The 21,597-nt window shown below is 39.7% G+C and carries 21 protein-coding genes; 8 read left to right on the forward strand and 13 right to left on the reverse strand.

Annotated elements, in window-relative coordinates; translation table 11 throughout:
* Nucleotides 1-411 precede the first annotated feature (411 nt).
* Entirely contained in the window at nt 412-939 is a 528-nt protein-coding gene (locus tag AC1D69_RS14945) for a hypothetical protein (RefSeq protein WP_495456946.1), read from the reverse strand.
* A gap of 228 nt (nt 940-1,167) precedes the next feature.
* Between AC1D69_RS14945 and AC1D69_RS14950 the strand changes: the two genes are divergently transcribed.
* Nucleotides 1,168-1,926: an SGNH/GDSL hydrolase family protein gene (locus AC1D69_RS14950; RefSeq protein ID WP_495456947.1), complete on the forward strand. Its 759-nt coding sequence runs from the start codon at nt 1,168-1,170 to the stop codon at nt 1,924-1,926.
* Nucleotides 1,927-1,959: 33 nt separating this feature from the next.
* Here the strand turns inward: AC1D69_RS14950 and AC1D69_RS14955 are convergent, their stop codons facing one another.
* From AC1D69_RS14955 to AC1D69_RS14980, 6 genes are all read right to left on the reverse strand, one after another.
* On the reverse strand, nt 1,960-2,826 hold the full coding sequence (locus tag AC1D69_RS14955; RefSeq protein ID WP_495456948.1) for a class I SAM-dependent methyltransferase: 867 nt from the start codon (nt 2,824-2,826) through the stop codon (nt 1,960-1,962).
* Nucleotides 2,827-2,844: 18 nt separating this feature from the next.
* Nucleotides 2,845-3,834 (reverse strand): polysaccharide biosynthesis protein, encoded by a 990-nt coding sequence (locus AC1D69_RS14960; protein ID WP_495456949.1) that lies wholly within the window; start codon nt 3,832-3,834, stop codon nt 2,845-2,847.
* 31 nt (nt 3,835-3,865) lie between these two features.
* A complete protein-coding gene (locus AC1D69_RS14965; protein WP_495456950.1) occupies nt 3,866-4,549 on the reverse strand; it encodes a glycosyltransferase family A protein in 684 nt (227 codons plus the stop codon).
* 31 nt (nt 4,550-4,580) lie between these two features.
* Nucleotides 4,581-5,351, reverse strand: a complete 771-nt coding sequence (locus AC1D69_RS14970) for a glycosyltransferase (protein WP_495456951.1) — start codon at nt 5,349-5,351, stop codon at nt 4,581-4,583.
* 198 nt (nt 5,352-5,549) lie between these two features.
* On the reverse strand, nt 5,550-7,289 hold the full coding sequence (locus AC1D69_RS14975; RefSeq protein ID WP_495456952.1) for an ABC transporter ATP-binding protein: 1,740 nt from the start codon (nt 7,287-7,289) through the stop codon (nt 5,550-5,552).
* A complete protein-coding gene (locus AC1D69_RS14980; protein ID WP_495457123.1) occupies nt 7,286-9,037 on the reverse strand; it encodes an ABC transporter ATP-binding protein in 1,752 nt (583 codons plus the stop codon). Before AC1D69_RS14980 ends, AC1D69_RS14975 begins: the two co-directional genes overlap by 4 nt.
* 144 nt (nt 9,038-9,181) lie before the next feature.
* Between AC1D69_RS14980 and AC1D69_RS14985 the strand changes: the two genes are divergently transcribed.
* The 5 genes from AC1D69_RS14985 (at nt 9,182) to AC1D69_RS15005 (ending at nt 12,994) form a co-directional block, all read left to right on the forward strand.
* Entirely contained in the window at nt 9,182-10,051 is an 870-nt protein-coding gene (locus tag AC1D69_RS14985; RefSeq protein WP_495456953.1) for a LysR family transcriptional regulator, read from the forward strand.
* 65 nt (nt 10,052-10,116) lie between these two features.
* Nucleotides 10,117-10,563, forward strand: coding sequence for a ferritin-like domain-containing protein (locus tag AC1D69_RS14990; protein WP_495456954.1), 447 nt, complete (start codon nt 10,117-10,119; stop codon nt 10,561-10,563).
* Nucleotides 10,564-10,644: 81 nt separating this feature from the next.
* Complete coding sequence (locus AC1D69_RS14995; RefSeq protein ID WP_495456955.1) at nt 10,645-11,412, forward strand: polysaccharide deacetylase family protein; 768 nt, start codon at nt 10,645-10,647, stop codon at nt 11,410-11,412.
* A gap of 134 nt (nt 11,413-11,546) precedes the next feature.
* A complete protein-coding gene (locus tag AC1D69_RS15000) occupies nt 11,547-12,302 on the forward strand; it encodes a MerR family transcriptional regulator (protein ID WP_495456956.1) in 756 nt (251 codons plus the stop codon).
* Between the two features lie 245 nt (nt 12,303-12,547).
* On the forward strand, nt 12,548-12,994 hold the full coding sequence (locus tag AC1D69_RS15005) for a hypothetical protein (RefSeq protein ID WP_495456957.1): 447 nt from the start codon (nt 12,548-12,550) through the stop codon (nt 12,992-12,994).
* Nucleotides 12,995-13,336: 342 nt separating this feature from the next.
* Here the strand turns inward: AC1D69_RS15005 and AC1D69_RS15010 are convergent, their stop codons facing one another.
* From AC1D69_RS15010 to AC1D69_RS15020, 3 genes are all read right to left on the reverse strand, one after another.
* Nucleotides 13,337-14,338: an asparaginase gene (locus AC1D69_RS15010; RefSeq protein ID WP_495456958.1), complete on the reverse strand. Its 1,002-nt coding sequence runs from the start codon at nt 14,336-14,338 to the stop codon at nt 13,337-13,339.
* A gap of 143 nt (nt 14,339-14,481) precedes the next feature.
* Nucleotides 14,482-15,471, reverse strand: a complete 990-nt coding sequence (locus AC1D69_RS15015; protein WP_495456959.1) for an aldo/keto reductase — start codon at nt 15,469-15,471, stop codon at nt 14,482-14,484.
* A 77-nt stretch (nt 15,472-15,548) separates the two neighbouring features.
* Nucleotides 15,549-16,397 carry an AraC family transcriptional regulator gene (locus AC1D69_RS15020; protein ID WP_495456960.1) on the reverse strand — a complete coding sequence of 283 codons (849 nt, stop codon included), beginning with the start codon at nt 16,395-16,397 and terminating at the stop codon, nt 15,549-15,551.
* A 252-nt stretch (nt 16,398-16,649) separates the two neighbouring features.
* Here AC1D69_RS15020 and nrdD point away from each other — a divergent pair, with 252 nt between their 5' ends.
* Together nrdD and nrdG are read left to right on the forward strand one after the other, a co-directional pair.
* Entirely contained in the window at nt 16,650-18,839 is a 2,190-nt protein-coding gene (nrdD, locus tag AC1D69_RS15025; protein WP_495456961.1) for an anaerobic ribonucleoside-triphosphate reductase, read from the forward strand.
* A gap of 4 nt (nt 18,840-18,843) precedes the next feature.
* A complete protein-coding gene (gene nrdG, locus AC1D69_RS15030; protein ID WP_495456962.1) occupies nt 18,844-19,368 on the forward strand; it encodes an anaerobic ribonucleoside-triphosphate reductase activating protein in 525 nt (174 codons plus the stop codon).
* A 69-nt stretch (nt 19,369-19,437) separates the two neighbouring features.
* On the opposite strand, the gene AC1D69_RS15035 is transcribed toward nrdG, so the two are convergent.
* From AC1D69_RS15035 to AC1D69_RS15045, 3 genes are all read right to left on the reverse strand, one after another.
* Entirely contained in the window at nt 19,438-19,911 is a 474-nt protein-coding gene (locus AC1D69_RS15035) for a DinB family protein (protein ID WP_495456963.1), read from the reverse strand.
* Between the two features lie 150 nt (nt 19,912-20,061).
* Nucleotides 20,062-20,646, reverse strand: coding sequence for an ABC transporter permease (locus AC1D69_RS15040; protein ID WP_495456964.1), 585 nt, complete (start codon nt 20,644-20,646; stop codon nt 20,062-20,064).
* A 118-nt stretch (nt 20,647-20,764) separates the two neighbouring features.
* Entirely contained in the window at nt 20,765-21,373 is a 609-nt protein-coding gene (locus AC1D69_RS15045; protein ID WP_495456965.1) for an ATP-binding cassette domain-containing protein, read from the reverse strand.
* Nucleotides 21,374-21,597 lie beyond the last annotated feature (224 nt).

Consider the following 21,597-nt stretch of genomic DNA (forward strand, 5'->3'; position numbering starts at 1 on the left):
GCATACTTGTCCCATTGTAGAACGCTTCACACATAACAGATAATCGGTCTTTGGTCTCAATTTACATTCTGAGAATCAGGTACAAAGAACTGGTAACGTTATAGGTAAAAACTAAAATATTCCAGTTATTAATAAAGTTAAAATTCTGTAACTATTATATTAAATTATTGTAACCACTGTTATACCAGTCATTCTCTCCTTTTCCACAAGAAAAACATCCATTTCTACACACTTAGGTATTTGGACCTACAACGGAAAGTCAAATCGTCAATTTCAACCCAGTAATTCCCACCCTATTTAGACCTAAAAAGATCAAATTTAAACCAATTATTATTAAAAACATAGAATAAAGCATAAAAAAGTCCTTAGGTTATCCTAAGGACTTTTCTCTAAACCAATATAATAGAATGTTTATTTCACTTCAGTTACTCCAGTTACAACACCTTCTTTAGATACATCAAATGTTGATTTGAAATCTTCATTAGCGAAATATACATTACCTTCAACCTTAGCATCAGCAATTGTGAAACCATTAGCTTCTACATAAACATCACCAACAAATGTTCCACCTTGAATTTTAGCGTTTTCACTTTTAACAGTTAACTTTGGAGCAGTTAGTGTATAAGTAGCTGTTTTCTTGTGATCTGCATCTTGTGCATAAAGAGCAATCTTACGCGCTGCAGCATCTTTATTAGTAAATTCGCCTTCTAATACTAGATCCTTATCAATCTTCATATCATTAAGAACAGCTATAATCCATGTTCCATCTTTACTAATTGCATTCAAGAATGCTTCTTCTGTATTAACAACTGAAGCTGATGTTACCGCATCCGTAGTTGCCTCTTTTGCCAGTTCTTGTGCAGCTGGTTCATTATTGTTACCACAAGCAGCCAGTAGTACAAACGCCAATACCAATCCCAAACTCATAAACTTTTTCATTATGATTTCCCCCTCATATCTGATTACATTTTCATTTTAACACAACTTTAATATTTAAGTTATTTTTTTCACAAAGTTTTCTTATTTTATTTTTTATTATTTAATTTCATTAATACTCAAACCTCTTATCCGTTGCTGGACTCAATAACCTTCCATTTACTTGTTGCTCAACCTGTATTACACTCAAACAAAGGGTCTAGTTTCCTTTGGAATGATGAGGTGTATCGTATGAGTAAGAATATTGAACAGTTATCTACGAACGAAACCAAGTATATGATTACAGGAGACTCCATATCCAAAGGAGTTATCTATGATGAAACGAGAAGTAAATATACCATTCTAGAAGATAATTATGTATCTCTCCTTCAGAATAAATTAAAAGGAGCCGTCCGTAACACAGCGAGGTTTGGAAATACGCTTTTCAAAGGACTTAACAATCTTAAAAAAGATGTATTGAAAGATCGACCTGACATTGTTCTGATCGAGTATGGTGGCAACGATTGTGATTTCCATTGGAATGAAATTGCAGAAGATCCTAATGCAGAACATAATCCTAAGACAGATTTCAATTTATTTGAGAAGATGCTTAGAGAAACGATAGATTTCTTAAAAAGCCAGCAAATTACGCCTGTATTGATGAATCTCCCTCCACTAAACGCAGAGAATTATTTCAAATGGGTGAGCCAGAATAACCCCGTCTCAGAAACGAACATTATGCAATGGTTGGGGAGTGTGACCAAGATTTATTGGTGGCAGGAACGGTATAACTCAACGATCATTAAAGTAGCCGAGAGTACAAAGACTAGAATCATCGATGTGAGAAGCGCATTCTTGCAACATCCTGATTTCACAAAGTTCATTTGTATTGATGGTATTCATCCCAATAAAGATGGCCATCAGATCATTTCTGACAAAATCTTAGAATTTATTAGAAACAACGATTTTAGTACCTTACTGAATTCTAGCAATTTGGCGACAGATCATTAGAATTACACAATAACGACCTAAAAAGAGAGCAGCTCATTCCTTGTCGGACTTGAGCTGCTCCTTACTATTATTATCTTCTTGCAGTGTAGGTAGTTCATTGTCATTCACTGTTCTCATAAGTTGTAATGTACACCATTCTATCTGTTTATTCATCTGCTCTATTTGCTTATTCAATTCTTTAATTTGATTATTTTTGACTTCCAAGCGTTGTTTGCGTTCTAATAACAATTCTTCATTCTTCTTCTCGATCAGTAGAAAGCATTCTTCATTTAGATTCATCCACCTTTTAAGTTGCTTTGGTGTATATTGACTTCCTATAATCGATTTAATTCGCCCTCTTTTCCGTCCAACGTAACATATATATTTGTGATGAACCTCTAGCTTGATTTCATCAAAATAAAGATCTAGAAGATACGATAAATTACCGATATAAAAAGATTGCTTATGGTCGTGAAAGGGGTGAAAACCAAAGGGAACAGTGATAAGAACGATTCCTTTATCCTGAAGGGAAGAATGAACTGACTTTAAGATTTTGTGGGGATGAGAGAAATGCTCGAGTACTTCTCCTAGAATAACGGTGTCAAATTTCCCAATACTTTTATCTGTCAAAGAGGCATCGTGTAGATAGAACTTTACTTTATCTTGAACAAGCATCGATTCTTTCTTCAACTCTTCATTTGCGTAATGAATACTCGTCTCTTCCAGATCTATCCCTGTCACGTCGAAGCCTTCTCTTCCGAGCAGAATAGAGGTGATCCCTTGGCTACACCCGATATCTAGCACTTTTTGTCCTGTAACATGTTTACATATCCAGTGGACTCTAAAGTGTGTAGCTTTATGCGATGCCTCCGTATTGATTAATCCATAATAACGCAAATTCACTTGATCATGATTAGGCATGATGAACCTCTCTTTTCTTCAATCTAAAACTCCACCATATTTCAACAAATTTGTAATGTCTTCATGGTTCATGAGATCATCATCTGATTGGTATTTTTGAAAGGAAACCTGAGGAAGACCTCGGTATTTTTTATAGAGTTCAGCAGAATGATTCGAAGGAAGAATGACATAATATTGATCGTTAAATTGATACGTATAAGGTGATTCTGCTATTGAAATAAGAATCTCATGCAGCTTCTCTCCTGGACGGATGCCAACTTCCTTATGCCCGATAGATTTATTCAACAACTGTTGACCTAGGACATCTGCTAGATCCGTGATCCGACACGCCTTCATTTTCATAACGAACGTTTCTCCACCTATGGCAGCCGTTGATGCTTGTAACAATAGATCAATCGCTTCTGAGACTGTTAAGAAGAACCGAGTCATGTCTTTGTGCGTAAGTGTTACCTCTTGCGTTTCTAGAATTTGTTGCTTAAACAGAGGTACCACACTTCCATTCGTCCCCAATACGTTACCGCCTCTAATACACACAAAACGAGTATAATCACTGAGATGGTTAGCTCTCACCATCAATTTCTCACCAATCGCTTTGGTCATGCCGTACAGATTAATGGGATCTACAGCCTTATCCGTTGAGACATCCACGACCTTTTTCACTTTGTGTATGATACTTGCCCGGATGATATTCTCGGTGCCTAGCACATTGGTCTTAATCGCTTCTTGTGGATAATCTTCACATATAGGTACGTGTTTCAATGCAGCTAGATGAAAGACATAATCAACATGTTGGCACGCTTCATTGACGGCATCGAAATCTCTAACGTCCCCGATCATATATTTCATTCTAGAATGATGATTAAACGTTCTACCCATCGATACTTGAGAGAATTCATTACGAGAGAAAATACGAATCTCTTTGGGTTGATAGGGTAATAACTTTCGGGTTAATTCTTGTCCCCAAGACCCCGTACCTCCCGTAATCAGAATTGTTTTATTCTTATACACAAGAAACGCCTCCTAGATTAAAATAGATCATTCACATAAATTCATCTAATATCCTGTTCATATCTTCCGGGTTAAATCCGTCCCTTTTTGGGACTCTTTTCTTTGACGTAATTGAAGGATGAACGATATTCACGAAATTGCGATGCTGCAGTATTTCATGAGGTAATTTGATCGCATAACCATGACCACCTGGCAGGACATATCTTTTCCCATCTAAATAATCCTTCGTGGTATAGATGAACGTGTAATATTGCGGCGATTCAAAATAAATCGGAACGAATCTATTATCTACGGTATCCCACATGTAACCTTCTTGATTAATTAATACTTCCGTCGTTGGTTGGTGCTGATAATCGTGTAATTGCTGAATGAAAGATTCATGGTACAAGTCATCTGAATCCTGCCTCGCTACATATAACTCATCAAATCCTTGGATATAAGCTTCAATCGTCTGCTTGGATTCATGACTTGTTCCAAAGATGATATTATCAGGATACGCTTCAGCCTTTTGTAGAGCTTCTTCAACGATTTCTTTGCATCCTTCGGCTAATTTAACTACAGTTATAACGTTTTGATTCGTCTGTTTCTTTAAGCTTTTAAGCGTATATTGATGAAAAATTTCAAGGCGATCTTCAATCCACACTTTGGTTAATCGATTCGGATTCATCCCATAATTATTGAAATTAATTTCTATCACAATTCTTCTGGTTGTCATACCTTTAGCATCCTTTCTATCTTTCTGTGGTTCAGATAAACTCGCCTAAGACTTTTGTTATTTCATTCTGATCTGTCATCTCTGGTCCAAAATGAGCCCGAGACTTCTCACTATCATTCCAAGGGTCTATTTCGCAGGCATCCGTAAAGGTTCTTATTTTCCATGACATGATTTTGTCAAAACTAATACCCGTATTTTTGGAATGAACGTGATTTATCCAAATAGGAGTCTTCACACATATAAATTCATGAGGTAATTTAAGTGCTCCTCTCCACCCTAGTTCCAATCTGTATCTTGTTCCTTTTAAATAATCCTTCGTATGATAGATCACAGCCCCGAAACTCGGTGCCCAGAAAAAAAACCTTCCTAATCTATGCTGTATTGAATCATACACATATCCGTATTGCGGTATAAGTGTAATTGAATCCCTTTGAGGTATGTGTTTTTGCAGTTGCTCTATATATGATTGGTGATACATATCATCACTTTCTAAGTGGACCTCATACAGAAACTCTCTCTCTTTCACGTTCTTCATAACTTCTGCATGAAACTTTTGAGAAGAAATAAATCTAACATTAGGAGGGAGCGGACGATAGTTAGTTAGCGCCGTTTTTACTACATCTTCTGATATTGGATTATATAAAACCAGCGCCAAAAAATCTTGAGAGCTTTGTCCTTCTAAGCTTTTCAAGGTATAGTTCATGAATATCGATAATCTTCGCTCGATCCAATCCTTAGTGAAACTTACTTCATTTGCTCCTCTACTATTAAAAGGAATTTTGATCACGATATTCTTGGTCACCTTTACCCCACCTTTCCGACCAATCTAGTATTCACTCTTTCATTCATCATCTTATGATTCTATATTGATTATGGAATGGACCAAATGTTCCTTAATTTCAAAAATAGGTTGTTCGAATACATACTAAAAAAAGGTGATGTCCCAGCCATCATTTATGGCTTGTTGGACATCACCTTTAACTTGTTAAATCTGAATTATTTATACCGCTGTAAACTGACTGTTGTATAAATCGGCGTAGTGTCCTCCACTCGCTAACAACTGCTCGTGGCTGCCACTTTCAACAACATCACCGTTCTTCATATATAGAATAAGATCTGCTTCACGAATCGTAGATAGTCTATGTGCAATCACAAAGCTAGTTCGGCCTTCGATCATCTTCTGGAAAGCTTTCTGAATACGAATCTCGGTTCGTGTATCAATGCTACTTGTCGCCTCATCAAGAATAAGCATCGGTGGATCAACTAACATCACTCGTGCAATGGTGAGCAGTTGTTCCTGACCTTGAGACAAGCTTCCACCCGTCCCCGTAATTAATGTGTCATACCCATCAGGCAAGCGTTTGATGAAACTGTGTGCATTCGCTGCTTTGGCTGCCGCTACAACTTCCTCGTCCGTCGCATCCTGCTTACCGTATGCGATATTATCCCGTATACTAGCGCCATACAGCCAGGTCTCCTGCAATACCATTCCGAAATTACGCCGCAAACTATCGCGAGTGATCTCATTGATGTTAATGCCATCTATCGTGATCCTCCCACTGTTCACATCATAGAAACGCATGAGCAAGTTAACTAATGTAGTCTTACCCGCTCCCGTCTGACCCACGATGGCAATTCGAGTTCCTGGTTGTACTTGTAAACTGAAGTTCGTAATTAAAGGACGGTCAGGATCATAGGCAAAATTCACCTTATCAAAAATGATCGTACCTTTACTCTGTTCCAATTGAAGTGCCTGCGGGTCATCCGATTGTTCAGCCTCCAAATCAAGAACCGAGAAGATTCGTTGGGAAGATGCGGTTGCCGATTGAAGTTGGGTTAACACGCCTGTAATTTCATTAAATGGTTTAGCGAATAAGTTAGAGAAGATTAGAAAGCTAGAGAGTTCTCCTACGGTTACCGTATTCATAATGACAGCCACACTACCGATCATGGCTATAACGGAGAACGTAACATTGTTTACTAAACGAGTTGCAGGATTCGATAGCGAGCCATAGAATTGAGATTTCATTCCTTTTTCATATAACTCTTCATTCTTCTTCTCGAACTGAGTATAGGATCTTTCCTCATATTGAAATGCCTGCACCACTTTTTGCCCACCGATCATTTCTTCCACATAACCATTTAATCCACCTAGAATTTGGGCTTGTTCGCGAAAATGTTGTTGTGTACGTGTCGTAATAAAACGTGCCACATAATAGGATACCGGAGCCGAGATCAGAACTACTAATGTCATCATCGGGCTGATATATAGCATTAACACAATTGCTCCAACAATGGTTATTACACCTGTAAGTAATGTTGAGAATCCCTGAAGTAATCCATCCGATACGGCATCCATATCATTAACAAATCGGCTGATGCTATCACCCTGAGGATGATTATCATGATAACTCAATGGAAGAATATTTAACTTATCGAAGAGTTCGCGCCGCATTTCATATACCGTCTGATAAGCAATCCGATTCGTTAAATAGATTAACAACCATCCAAAGAGACTTCCCAACACGTAAACGACAGCTAACACGACTAATAACTTGCCAATGGCTTCGAATCGGACAGTGCCCACACCCATCATTTGATCGACTGCATTACCGATCAGAAGCGGTCCGATCAGACTTGCAACGACACTCAGAACAGCGCATACCACTGCCCAAATCACATAGGTTCTGTATTTCCCGGCATATTTCAAGAGTCTATTCCATGTTTGTTTATTATTCATTTGAGTGACTCCTCACTAGAAAGTTGGGAAAGAGTAATTTCCTTATATACCTCACAGCCGATCATAAGCTCATTATGAGTACCTATGCCGGCAATGCCACCTTCCTCAAATACAATGATTTTATCGGCTTGCTGTATAGTACTGACTCGTTGAGATACCATTAGCACCGTCATCTGTTCACTATTTTCTCGCAATTGATGCCTTAACGCAGCATCCGTAGCAAAGTCTAACGCGCTCGAGGAATCATCTAAGATAAGGATTTGTGGTTGTGTTACCACAGCACGAGCAATCGTTAACCGTTGCTTCTGTCCACCCGATAGATTACGTCCACCTCTAGAGACACCTGTATTATATCCTTCAGGAAGTTTCGCAATAAACTCTTCTGCCTGCGCTATGGAAGCCGCTCGTGCGACTTCTTCATCCGTTGCATGTTCATTACCCCAGCGAATATTATCAGCGATAGTACCCGTAAAGAGTACAGCTTTCTGTGGAACCATCCCTATTTTGCTTCGTAATTGCTGTAATGAATAATCCTTTACATTCACTCCATCAATCCGTACATCGCCTTGTGTCGCCTCATAGAATCGAGGAATGAGATTCACAAAGGTCGATTTCCCCGAACCCGTACTCCCAATAATACCTACCGTTTCCCCATGCTGGATCTCGATGGAAATGTTCTCAAGCGCCAACTCCCCGGTTTTGTTATACCCAAAAGATACGTTATTAAATTGGATCGCAGGTACATGTGTGCTATTCGTGATCCTCTTCGAACGAATATCTCCAAGGTCAGGGATCGATGTGGTTGTCGCTAACACTTCATTAATTCTTGCTGCTGATGAGGATGCTTTGGTAAAAATAATGACTAAGTTCGATACGACGATCAGAGCTAATAATATTTGCGTAATGTAGTTAATGAAAGCTATGATCTCGCCCTGTGACAGCTGACCTTCATTAATATGGATACCACCAACCCACAGAATAGCGATAATAGCAACGTTCACGACAAGAGTTGTCATCGGGTTCAATAAAGCTGAAATTCGACCTACACGAATCGCCGTATGTGTTAAATCCTCTGAGGATTCATTGAAGCGTTGTCTCTCCTGTCTACTTTTTGCAAAGGCACGTATAACACGCACCCCGGAAAGATTCTCACTCAACACGAGAGCGATTCGATCTAACTTCTGTTGGTATAAGCGATAAATCGGGGCTGTACGTGTGATAATAAAGTACAGAATAATCCCAAATACAGGCGTAGCGACAATTAAAATAAGTGATAATCTTACATCCAATATCATCGACATGATAATGGCACCAATACAGATGAACGGTGCACGTATCACGAGACGAATGAGCATAGCAACAGCCAATTGAAGTTGATTAACGTCATTCGTTATTCGATTAATTAAGGACGATGTACCGTACTTATCCATCTCTGCATACGAGAGTGATGAGATATGTCTAAATATTTTATTACGTAGCGTCGTACCAAATCCTTGTGAAGCACGCGCTGCATAATACTGGCAGATCATAGAACAGCCAAATCCCACAATGGATAGGATAAGCATGAGTGCACCCATCTTGAATACATACGATGTATCCCGCATTCCAATTCCTTTATTGATAATAAGCGCAACGATCGTGGGAAGAAGTAACTCGAATATCGCCTCCAACAATTTGAAGAACGGACCGATAATGACCTCTTTCTTGTACGCTCTTAGATAAATAGCTAGTTTAAACAAGGTAATCATCACCTAACCTAAGAATTAGTAAAATATTTGACTATTATGTAGTAACGGTTATGATTATGGCATACCTTTTATCATATTAAAAATATTTGTTTCGTATCCTTCCGATACGTTATTCATATCTCAAATTCACATTGGAGGATTTCCATGGATATTAGACAACTCAAATACTTCCTGGCGATAGCTGATGAAGGTCAGATCACCTCAGCAGCTAAGAAACTTCAAATGGCCCAACCCCCATTGAGTCAACAGCTTAAGCTTCTGGAAGACGAGCTGGGTGTACAACTTGTGGAGCGCAAACCTCGTAGTATTCAACTTACAGATGCCGGAATCATCCTTCGAAATAGAGCACAACAAATCTTAGAATTAACGGATTCTACGACAAGAGAAATCAAGGATTTCGCTAAGGGCCTTAAAGGGTCCCTCTCCATCGGCACAGTCTCATCATCAGGTGCAACGCTGTTGACGGAAAGTTTCTCCCAATTCCACAAGACCTATTCGGGGATCAAATTTGAAATTCATGAAGGGAATACCTTTATGATTATCGATCTATTATCGAAGGGAATTGTAGAAGTCGGTATTGTAAGAACACCTTTTAACACATCTAACCTCGAATACAGATATGCACAGTCTGAACCTATGATCGCTGTGATGACGCCAGAGTTGGATTGGGCATCCACTATAGATACCATAGATGTGAACCAGTTAGCAGATAAGCCGCTCATCATATACCGCAGATTTGAACAACTTATTCGCGAGACCTGTTTGAAGGAAGGATTTGATCCTGTCATCATTTGCAAAAATGACGATGCACGTACAACACTATTATGGGCAAATGCAGGACTCGGCATCGGCATTGTTCCAAAGTCTGCTATTGACCTTGCGAATCGTGAGAATCTAATCTACAAAGAGATTCAAAATGAAGCATTACGAACTCAAATTGCAGCCATCTGGATCAAAGATAAATATATTTCTTCCCTGGCAACCAAATTTATTGAAAGTTTCAGTCAACATTAGAACACCCCATTGGGCTATGATGCATATTTTACAATATCATGAACCCGAGGGAGGCTTTGAATGCATTGTATAATTCATTACCTTATTGGTATCGTGTAGACAGCGCCTACCAGAATGCCTTACTGCTTATTAAATATTCCGTTCAAAGTGAACCCAATCGTGAGTTGTTCTACGATGAATTAATCAAATCTGCTCCTTCGGATGCTCAGAGAAACATTATTATTTCTATTCGTGACGATGAACGGCTCCACATGAAGATCTTCCGACAAATATATCTTTCTCTCACCGGTGAACAGATTACCGGAATAAGTAATGAAGAATATAAACAACCTAACTCTTTTTTAGAGGGTATCCAACACGCATTGTTTGGCGAACTAACCGCAGTAGAGAAGTACAGAGAAATATGGACACAGCTCCCACAAGGACAACACAAAGATAACGTTATGGGAATCATAATAGATAAGTTAAAGCATGCAAGTATCTATAATTATTTCTACACTTTAAATAAGTAGCTTATACAAAAGAATAAATGCCTATGTTGTGGTGTACCCTACATTCATGATTCCAATATAAGATCTATCACCGGAGGACCCATGAATATCTTTAACCTGACACGAATATTACTCGTAATCACGATAGCTAATCTGTTCACCACGACTACATATGCTAATCCATACTCTACTGCGAGCAAAGGACGAGAATATTATGAGAAACGTGGTGATATCGTATGGGAAGTCCCTTCAGAGAACAAAGTCATCGCGTTGACCTTTGATGATGGACCCGATCATAACAACACACCTGAAATCCTTAGTCTCTTGAAAAAATACCAGGCTAAGGCGACTTTTTTCGTCGTAGGAAATCGTGTAGAGAAATTCCCCGAAATTGTGAAACAAGCATTTCTCGAAGGACATGAGATCGGGAATCATTCCTTTGATCATGCTTCTTTTGAGAATATCTCTAGGACTAAATTACTCAACGAATTAACTCGAACCCAAGATGCTATTTATCTAGCTACTGGACAAAAACCAACGCTATTTCGGCCACCAGGTGGTAGTTACAGCGAATTGGCTGTTAACATTTGCAAGGAGAATCAATTGTTGACGATTCTATGGTCATGGGATCAAGATACTAAGGATTGGGCTACGCCAGGAGTAAATAAAATCGTAAATAAAGTACTTAACAACGTTGATAATGGAGATATCGTATTAATGCACGATTATGTGTACAATAGTACGCAGACCGTCGAGGCATTAAAAGTCATTTTGCCCGAGTTAGTCAAGAGAGGTTATTCCTTTGTAACGGTCTCCGATTTAATTACTAATAAAGAACACATAGGACAGCATATCAAAGTAACACATTAAGCTTCCAACACCATGACACTGCAGCTTACTCTTTGATTAGAGGACTGCAGTTTTTTTTCTTTGGATAAATGGATTGACCTTGACGTTACGTCAAGGTGTAAGCTTAAGGTATCAGGGAGGTGGATAATGGATTCATGGAATATACTGTGCACAAACTAGGACACATGGCAGGTGTGAGCACCCGAACTTTACGCTATTATGATCAGATTGATCTTCTTAAACCCGCAAGAACAAACTCATCAGGATATCGGATCTATGGTCAGCCCGAAGTGGAACGGTTACAACAGATTCTTTTCTACAGAGAGTTGGGTGTTAGCTTAGACAGGATTAAGGAAATCATAACCTCACCCTCCTTTGATGGAACATATGCACTGAGAGAACATCGTGTGAAACTACTTGCGAGACGCGCACAATTGGATCAGTTAATTGCTAATGTGGATACAACATTGGCCCAGACAGAGGGGAGAATAACGATGACGAACTCACAGAAATTTGAAGGATTCAAACGTAAGCTGATTGATGACAATGAACAGAAGTATGGTCAAGAAATTCGAGCGATCTATGGCGATGACAACATCGATTCCAGCAACCAAAAGATTCAAAGTTTGACGGAGACCCAGTATGCTGATGTTAAAAAATTAGAAATCTCCATCCATGATGCACTAGCTAAAGCGATGGTCATAGGTGATCCGGCGAGTGAACTAGCACAACAAGTCGTGGAATTACATCGGCAATGGTTGAGTTATTATTGGAATACTTATAGTAAGGAGGCTCATGCTGGGGTTGCTCAATTGTACGTGGATGATGAGAGATTCACCTCATATTATGATGAGAAACAGCCTGGCACAGCTGCATTCCTAAGGGACTCTATCCTTATTTATGCTACGTAAAATAGTTCATAATTATTAGTGAATTATGTTTATAATCAGGGAAGAGTTAGGTTGGGAGTCGGATCATTCGGCTCCCTTTTCATGTAGTAAATTGTGAAATAATTAGGGGCAAAGTAATTCGACAATCCTCCCATATGGAGTAGTGCTAAAGACATATACGTATGGTAAACTATGGTATATAAGTTCAACTTCAATGGTCTATTCATTTGAACAGAACATCAGAGGTTATTGGAGGGTTATTCATATTGGATAAGACACGTAAAAGTTTATTCTGGAACATAGCGAACTCATGGTGGATTCTATTAACCTTCACATTTCTATTTAATGGAGTTGCCTTTTTATATATTGGCACAACAGTGAACAACAAACGTTGGGTAAAGTATGGCGTAATCTACTCTATTCCTTTTATCTTCATGATTATCGCCGTAATCACTCATCCAGAATTCGGTGTAATCCCAACAATATCTATAATATTACTTATAGTAGGGGAACTTTCTTCTGTCATCCATGCGTTTGTAGTTAGAAAGGAATTCCTTATTCGATTAGAAGGACAACAATATGTAAGAGAAGCTCTCATACAAAAGATGAGGGCAGAATATATGCAAGACCGGGATATTCCTCAACTTGTTCAATCTGATAAATCTGTTCCCACCACAATATTCACCAGAGGGCCTCTTACTCGGCAATCATAAGATAACCATACAAAGTCCCAAACCTAATGATCTGGTTTGGGACTTTTATTTTCTTTTTATGAAAAGGATTCAGATAACACCAAGCTCCATTTGTTCTTTCTCTCAAAAATCATATACGTTAAGAATGGCGCTATTAACATGCTTACCGTTGAGAACATAAGTGAAATCGATGTATTAATGTCACCTAACATAGACAGAACCATCGTTCCTAAAGAATACAAAACAACAAAGATAAGAAAGGTTAATATTATTTTCCATTATCTATCATACAAATTACTCTTAATAATCCAAAAAAACCCCACCCTCATTCACGAACTTTAGGGTGGGTTTTACTATTTCCAACTACTTCAACCCAAAATTGGCTTTCACAACGCCGATTTTAACGTTTCTCGCATTGAGTACAGGTGCATGAATGTAATCTTTCAACAACTCGTCTGTTGTCTCATCACCAATTCCTAGCTGTCTCAATACTTCCATCGCAGCAACACCTGCTGCTCGTTCGGTACCATCTTCTGTCTTGATCGCAATACCTATGCCACGATCAACAATACCGATACACTGTACGCCTTCAGCTCCTAGCTTGGATACGATGTTCCCTTTGAAAGCTCTCATGACATCCGTATCGAATCGGTTCGTTCCAGCGACCATCTCTGGATGCTCCATCATTGCATCTCGAATCGTTTCAAGTGCTGACGCTCTTGGCTCTGATACTGTTCCCTGTGGATTGGCTAGACGCGCGAAGCCTAACGCTGCATTATAAAGTGGGATCTGATGTACGGGCAGACCGCAACCATCTACACTAATACCAATGTCTTCTTTTGGATAATGACAGACTTCCTCGATTACATTAAGAATTCGCTGTTGAATGGGATGCCCAATCTCCGGGTACGTGTGTATGTCTTCATTCATATGCACTGCCGTTGCTAGCATACCGGAATGTTTCCCCGAACAATTACTGAATATCGGTGTAAGCTCCCTGCCTTCTCGAATCAGCTCTTTATAACTAGCGGTATCTTTAGGGACATGCGTTCCGCATTGTAAATCACTTTCTTCCAAGTCTGCTCTCCCAAGGATATTCATCACCGCTTTACGGTGAAATGATTCTCCACTATGGGATGCACAGCTTACGGAAATTTCCTCAGTGCTATATCCAAATGCCTTCGCTGTTCCTGTCTCTACAAGTGGAACGGCTTGAAATGGCTTCATTGCCGATCGTGGAAATGTCAATCGATTCGGATCTCCATATGAGTACAGTAGCTTTCCTTCATGATCTACAACAGCTACGTGAATGTGATGTGAACTTTCAATAAATTCCCCTCTAAATACTTCGATCGCTTCAGACATATCTATAATCTCCTTTTTTACTTCTTATGCACCGATCTCTCATTATGAACCAACAATTCATTTTATCACAAATATTCTCGTAGGAAAAAGGAACACCCTATGACTACATCGTCATGAGTGCTCCTCCTATAGAATTTACTTATTTAAGCTAATATACTATCGATACGAACTAGTTCTTCATCCGTAAAATTCAGATTATGGATTGCTCCTACAGCATCTTCAATTTGACTGACCTTACTTGCCCCGATTAGAGCAGAAGTGATCTTTCCACCCCGGAGTGTCCAAGCTAGTGCCATTTGGGATAACTTTTGATCTCGTTCCTTAGCCATATCATTAAGTTCAGCCACTTTAGCTAATAGTTCTTCCGTCAATTCACTTGTATTTAAGAAGACACTTGGTCCTGCAGCTCGGGAATCCGCTGCGATTCCATTTAAATAACGATCCGTAAGAATGCCTTTGTGTAAAGGTGAGAATGCAATGGAACCTATTCCTTCCTCCTGCAACACATCTAACAACCCTTGTTCAGGTGCGCGTCCCAACATTGAATATTGCGGCTGATGAATCAAGCAAGGTGTTCCTAATCTTTTCAGGATTCGAGAAGCTTCGATTGTCATCTCAGGTGAATAATTTGACAGACCTACATAGAGTGCCTTCCCCTGACGGACAATCAAGTCGAGTGCAGCCATTGTTTCTTCAAGAGGTGTATCTTGATCTGGTCTATGGTGATAATAAATATCCACATAGTCGAGTCCTAATCGCGTTAGGCTCTGATCAAGACTAGCAACTAGACTTTTCTTGGATCCCCACTCCCCATATGGACCAGGCCACATGTAATAACCTGCTTTGGTCGAGATAATCATCTCATCACGATAAGCTTTAAAGTCATCTCTCAAGATTCTGCCAAAAGTCTCCTCTGCTGAACCAGCGGGTGGACCATAGTTGTTAGCCAGATCGAAATGCGTAATACCCAGGTCGAAGGCTCTTCGAATCATAGCTCGTCCATTCTCATACGTATCTATCCCACCGAAATTATGCCACAACCCAAGCGAAATAGCTGGTAGCTTCAGTCCACTTTTGCCACATCTTCTATATGTCATCATTTCATAGCGTTTATCATCTGCTAAATAAGTCACTTATACCCACTCCTTATGTATTATCAACTCATTATAGGCAATCGATGGATAACATCCCATAACAGGAAGGACGGAATTTATGGATTAATGTCTGATTGAATCCTATTATTTCGATAATTTTTCGGGGAGACTCCGATAACCTTCTTGAACATTCGGGAGAATAACAGCGGGTCCTGATATCCAACCGATCTTGCCACCTCTCCAACAGTGAAGTCTCTCATATTAAGTAATTCACAAGCCTTATTCATACGGTAATGAAGCAAATATTGACGAGGGGGTACATCGAGTACCTTTTTGAAGATCACACTTAAATGTTTGCGGTCAAGACCCAGACGATCGGCATGCCCCTCCAATGAGATATCTTCACTATAGTGTGTATGTAAGAATTCTAATGTCTGATGCACATAAGACTCTTGCCTCCCCGATATCAAAACAGGAGAAGATGTATCTGAGGTTACTTCTACCCATGCTGCCATGAAATCATACAAAATAGCCTGCAATCGTAAATCTACAGCACCACTCTCCAGATCAACCGTTGATAATTGATCATATAACGTGGGCATCATCCTATTATCCATTGCAAAAACAGGGCTCTCAGGAGATACCAAGGTTCGACTTAGAATCTCTGGCACGTCTGTCCCTTCAAATCCTATCCATGAATAGGTCCATGGTTCGTCATGATCTGCTTCGTAATAGTACACCACATTGGGAATGATCAGAAAAGCTTGTCCCGCTACTAGCAGATGTGTCTCTGTTCCTACGCGAACTATTCCTTTTCCTTTATGTATGAAATGAATCTTATATACGTCTCTGACACCCGGCCCTACCGTATGTCCTGGCACACAATCCTCTTTGCCCCAGAACAGAAGGTGAAGATGCGACGCAGATTCCGATGGTCTAAATGGATTAAATTGAAAAATGGCCATCCTGTGCACTCACCCTTCAATAGTCTTTACATCTATTCAATCAAATTTCTTCTACATGTGAAGTCTATCATGTTCAAGATTCTCCTTCAAATCATGCTAGATTCATCAGATCCGCGTCGTTCATATGTGAACGTGTCAAGCGAAATCTTTTTGAATTTTAATTTTTAAAAATGAATGGAATCGATGTGACAAATGTAACAAAGTCAACCCAAATTGGAATGATATACTCACGGGACAAGTACGGAGAAAGGGTTGATTATTACGTTAGTTATCAAACGAGATGGAACGGAAGTTGCCTTTAACCAGCATAAAATTATCGATGCTATATGTAAAGCTATGGATTGCACAGAGAAGCAAATAGATCTGGATATCGCACAACGCATCGCAGATAAAGTAACTCATAAAATATCTAAATTCGAAAAGATTGATATTGAACATATACAAGATGAAGTACAGTCTGCACTCATGAATAGTTCGAGAAAAGACGTTGCTGAAGAGTACATAGGGTATCGGGAGATTCGGACGCTAAAACGACGTGAACGTGGCAGTCTAGATAAGAAAGTTCAAGGTCTCCTCGATCTTACGAATGAAGAAGTATTGAAAGAGAATTCGAATAAAGACGGCGCTACCATTCCTACGCAAAGAGACTTACTTGCTGGAATTATGGCGAAGGATTTCGCTCAGACCTATATGATTCCTAAAAAAGTCGTTGAGGCACATAATAGTGGCCAACTTCATTTTCATGATCAGGATTATAGCCCGTATTTCCCTATCTATAATTGTATGCTGATTGATCTAAAAGGGATGTTAGAGAATGGCTTCAAGCTTGGTAATGCTCAGATCGAAACACCTAAATCGATCACCACAGCAACAGCCATTACAGCACAAATCATTGCTCAGGTAGCTAGTCATATTTATGGTGGAAATACGATTAATGAGATCGATACTATTCTGGCTCCCTACGTCGGTCATTCGTTCAAGAAACATTACAAGAATGGGCTTGAGTGGCTGTACATGCTAGACTCCATCGTGATTGATTCCTTAGACATCTCTTATGACAATCATAAGTTACACGCTGAATATCCAAGGTGTTTCGACTATGCGAAGAAACTTACGGAGAAAGAAACATTCGACGCCTTTCAATCACTAGAGTATGAGATTAATACACTCGTAAGCGCGAACGGACAGACCCCTTTCAGCACCTTTGGATTCGGCAGAGGAACATCTTGGGCAGAGAGACAGATTCAGATTGCTATCCTTAAGAATCGAATTAGAGGTCTAGGTAAGGACGGCAAGACTCCTGTATTCCCTAAGCTGATCTTTGGTATGGAAGAAGGCGTGAATCTAAAGCCTGAAGACCCCAACTACGATATTAAAAAATTGGCTTTAACCTGTAGCACTCTTCGCATGTATCCAGACATTATCTCTGTGCCCAAAGTGAAAGAAATTACAGGATCCTTCAAGTTCCCTATGGGATGCAGATCCTTCTTAGGTGCATACGAAGAGAATGGACAAGCCATTCATGATGGTAGATTCAATATGGGCGTCGTTACAGCCAATCTCCCACGGATTGCCATTCGTGCGAAGGGCTCCGAGAAAGAGTTCTATCTTCTACTCGATGAGTTGCTGGATACCTGTAAAGAAGGACTGATGTATCGTATTCAACGTTTAAAGGGAGTCCAAGCCAAAGTAGCTCCTATTCTATATATGGAGGGTGCAGCAGGCAGTCGACTCCAACCAGAGGATACGATTGATCATCTACTAGAGAATGGTAGAGCTAGTATCTCCCTTGGATACATTGGGATCCACGAGACGATTCTTGCCCTATACGGTCAACATATGTACGATGATCTTGCGCTTCGGCAAAAAGGATTAGACATTGTGAAGTATATGAGTGCCAAGACAGAACAATGGAAGAATGAAACGGGATATGGATTCAGTCTGTATTCTACTCCGGCAGAGTCCTTGTGTTATCGCTTCTGTAAATTAGATGAGGAGCAATTCGGGGCGATTGATGGGGTTACGGATAAAGGGTACTACACCAATTCCTTCCACTTGGATGTGAACAAAAAGGTGACTCCATTTGAGAAGATTGCTTTCGAGAAAGAGTACCCTCATCACGCCAACGGTGGATTCATTACCTATTGCGAATTCGATTCCCTTGTGAAGAATCCGGAAGCATTAGAAGCCGTGTGGGATTATGCATATGAGAATGTGCCTTACTTTGGAACCAATACCCCGACAGACAAATGTTTAGAATGCGGATTTGAAGGGGAATTTGAAGCTACAAACACAGGGTTCGAGTGTCCCAATTGCGGTAATCGTGATCCTAAGACGTCATCAGTCATTAGACGCTGCTGTGGGTATCTATCTGAACCTAGTCAAAGACCATTTAATGCGGGTAAACAAAAAGAGGTCCTCTCTCGCGTAAAGCATATGTGACCCGATGAATATAGCAGATTATAAGAAATTCGATGTCATTAATGGCAAAGGACTACGCCATTCGCTCTTCACATCAGGATGTCAGCATCATTGTAAGGGATGTTTCAATCCACTTACGTGGAGTTTTAACTATGGTACACCTTACACACAAGCCTTTGAGGATCAGGTTATCCGTGACCTGAATATTGACTATGTCAGAATATCTGGATTCTCTATATTGGGAGGTGAGCCCTTCCAGAATGTTGCGGGGTTATTGAATCTCGTCAAGAGAATCAAGCATGAATGTATGGATAAAGATATCTGGGTCTGGTCAGGATATACCTTCGAAGAGATCATCGCAGATCCGTCTCGATTAGAGTTACTTTCCTACTGCGACGTACTTATTGATGGGAAGTTTATATTAGAGCAAAGGAATCTGAAGCTAGAATGGCGTGGTTCCGAGAATCAACGGGTACTTGATGTACAAGAGAGTTTACTTAACGGGCAGGCCGTGCATTTTCTTCCTTTATCAGAAACGGTATTCGTTTGACTTATACATTCTTATATAAAAAGGGATTTTGAGTTCGTTCTCAAAATCCCTTTTTCCAATTCATCAATGCTAGTTATTCAACTTTAATACTTTCACCATTGCCGTAATCATACCTAAATGTAAATTCTCATGAGACATATTGAGTTGTACGAGTTCACCAATCGTCTCCGCCTTGGCGAAGTTATCCTTCACGGCTACGGGTTCATCTAGTTTGTCATGAAGCGTATCCTGCAAGGCATGTAATTGCTCGCGCAACTGAAGGATAAGAGCATCCCAATGTGGTGGCTCCTCCTGCCAATCTGCTGGTTTCGTTCCGTTACCGAATAATTGGGAATATGAGGCTGGCATCTTAGGTCCCAATCCTCCATAACCAAGTATGAGTCCATCTGCAACCGTAATAATATGTCCAAGTTGCCAATGGAGACTATTATTGAATCCCGTAGGTACAACATTTCGTTGAGATTCCGAGACCTGTTCTACTTGCAGAATGACTCTTTCTCTCGCTTTTTCAATCAGACCCATTAGAAATACTTCTCTCATCATTTTTAGCTCCTTTTAATAAAATCATAGGATTACTTGCTACTTCTTTTATATTATACCAATTCTGTGCTTACTCTCTAATTCCTCTAACAATAAGATTGATTAGGGGAAGCCGTATTAGCTACCATAATTCTTCTAAGAAAGAAAATTCGTTCATGAATATCTCCGTTTCATCCCTTGCACAAAGATCGTGAAGGCGATAAGTGAGTAGATAAATGGTAGCACCAGCAACCAACCAATCTCTCCACCAGAGTACTTCTCATAGTTCATCAACAGATTCATCGAATGAAATGCAGGTGGGAGAATCCAAGTGATCCATTCTAATGAAGGACTTAACTGGCTTGTTATGGACCCTTGGCAAAAAGACAGAATAATAACGAATAAAATACCTCCTATGGCTAGACTGGGACGAGGGACAAATTTGCTATGAAAGAAGACTGCTATCGCCGCTCCAAGGAAGGACATGCCCAGATGAGATAGCACCCCAACAATGATATCTTCACTTCCAATAGGTCTATCAAAACAATCACCTAGAATCGGATAAGTCATGGAAATAATAATCTGACACAAACTCATGAGAAGTATTGATGAAAGTAAACCTATGTAGTATTTCGCGGGACTTCTTAAGTGTAACAACGTTATTTCTTCTTGAATTAAGCTTTCCGTTTGCATAAAGCTGTAGCTAATCCACGCAGTTACAATGAAAGACACAACCGCAGTAACTGCGAAACTACCCATTACAGGTTGAGTCTATAGGTATAAAATAACCCTATAAAAATTAAATAGGTGAATAACGGTGGTATGAATCTATAGGAACGGCTATAGTTGCGAATCAAATATATTAGTAAACTTGGATTCATTTCGTTTCCTCCCCATCAACGGATAATAATTCACTGGGCCGTTGTTCTGTGGAAGTAACCGACACGACCGATCCACCACCATTCAGTATCTTTAATAAGACCTCATCGGAGGATTCATGTTCAACATATATAGAGTAAGTCCCTTCAACCTTCTCCATTTTCGCGACACTACCTATTGAGTTCACATCAAAGGCAACCCCATCTGAGAGAAGTTTGAAATCTAATACTAATAGATCCGGTTGAGTCAGGAGCGCCTGCATAATGTTAACTTTCTGAAGCATACCTTTGGAGAATTGGTTCATTCGCGTACCCGAAGCTTCTATTAACCCGAACTGATCGATTAACTCCATCACTCGAATGTTTAAGAAATCTTTATTCAATCCTTGGAATCGCCCCATGGATACCAAATATTCCTTAGGGGTAAGACGTAATTTGGGGAATCGTTCCGGAACATAGCTTATTCTTATCTCTTTGCCATGTTTCTTGTTAACCGTTCCACTCGAAGGTGTCATTAGTCCACAAATGATGCGCAATAGAGTACTTTTGCCAGACCCGTTTGAACCGAGCAAAGCTATTGTTTCCTTTTGACCAATGGACAATGTCACATCATGCAGCACTTGCCTTTTATTAAAAGACTTGAAAATATGCTATAACTTAATCATGTCTTCCACATGTTATCCTCCATTTTGAACGAGATGTTCTTATTCATTCATTCTACAATAATATTATTATTTTGGATAATTTTAGGATATTTATATATATCCCGTAGATTTATGTCAATCCCTACTTCTTACAGGATTCAAACACATCATTGTCGAAGCCATATAAA

Source organism: Paenibacillus sp. Y301, from assembly GCF_059445505.1.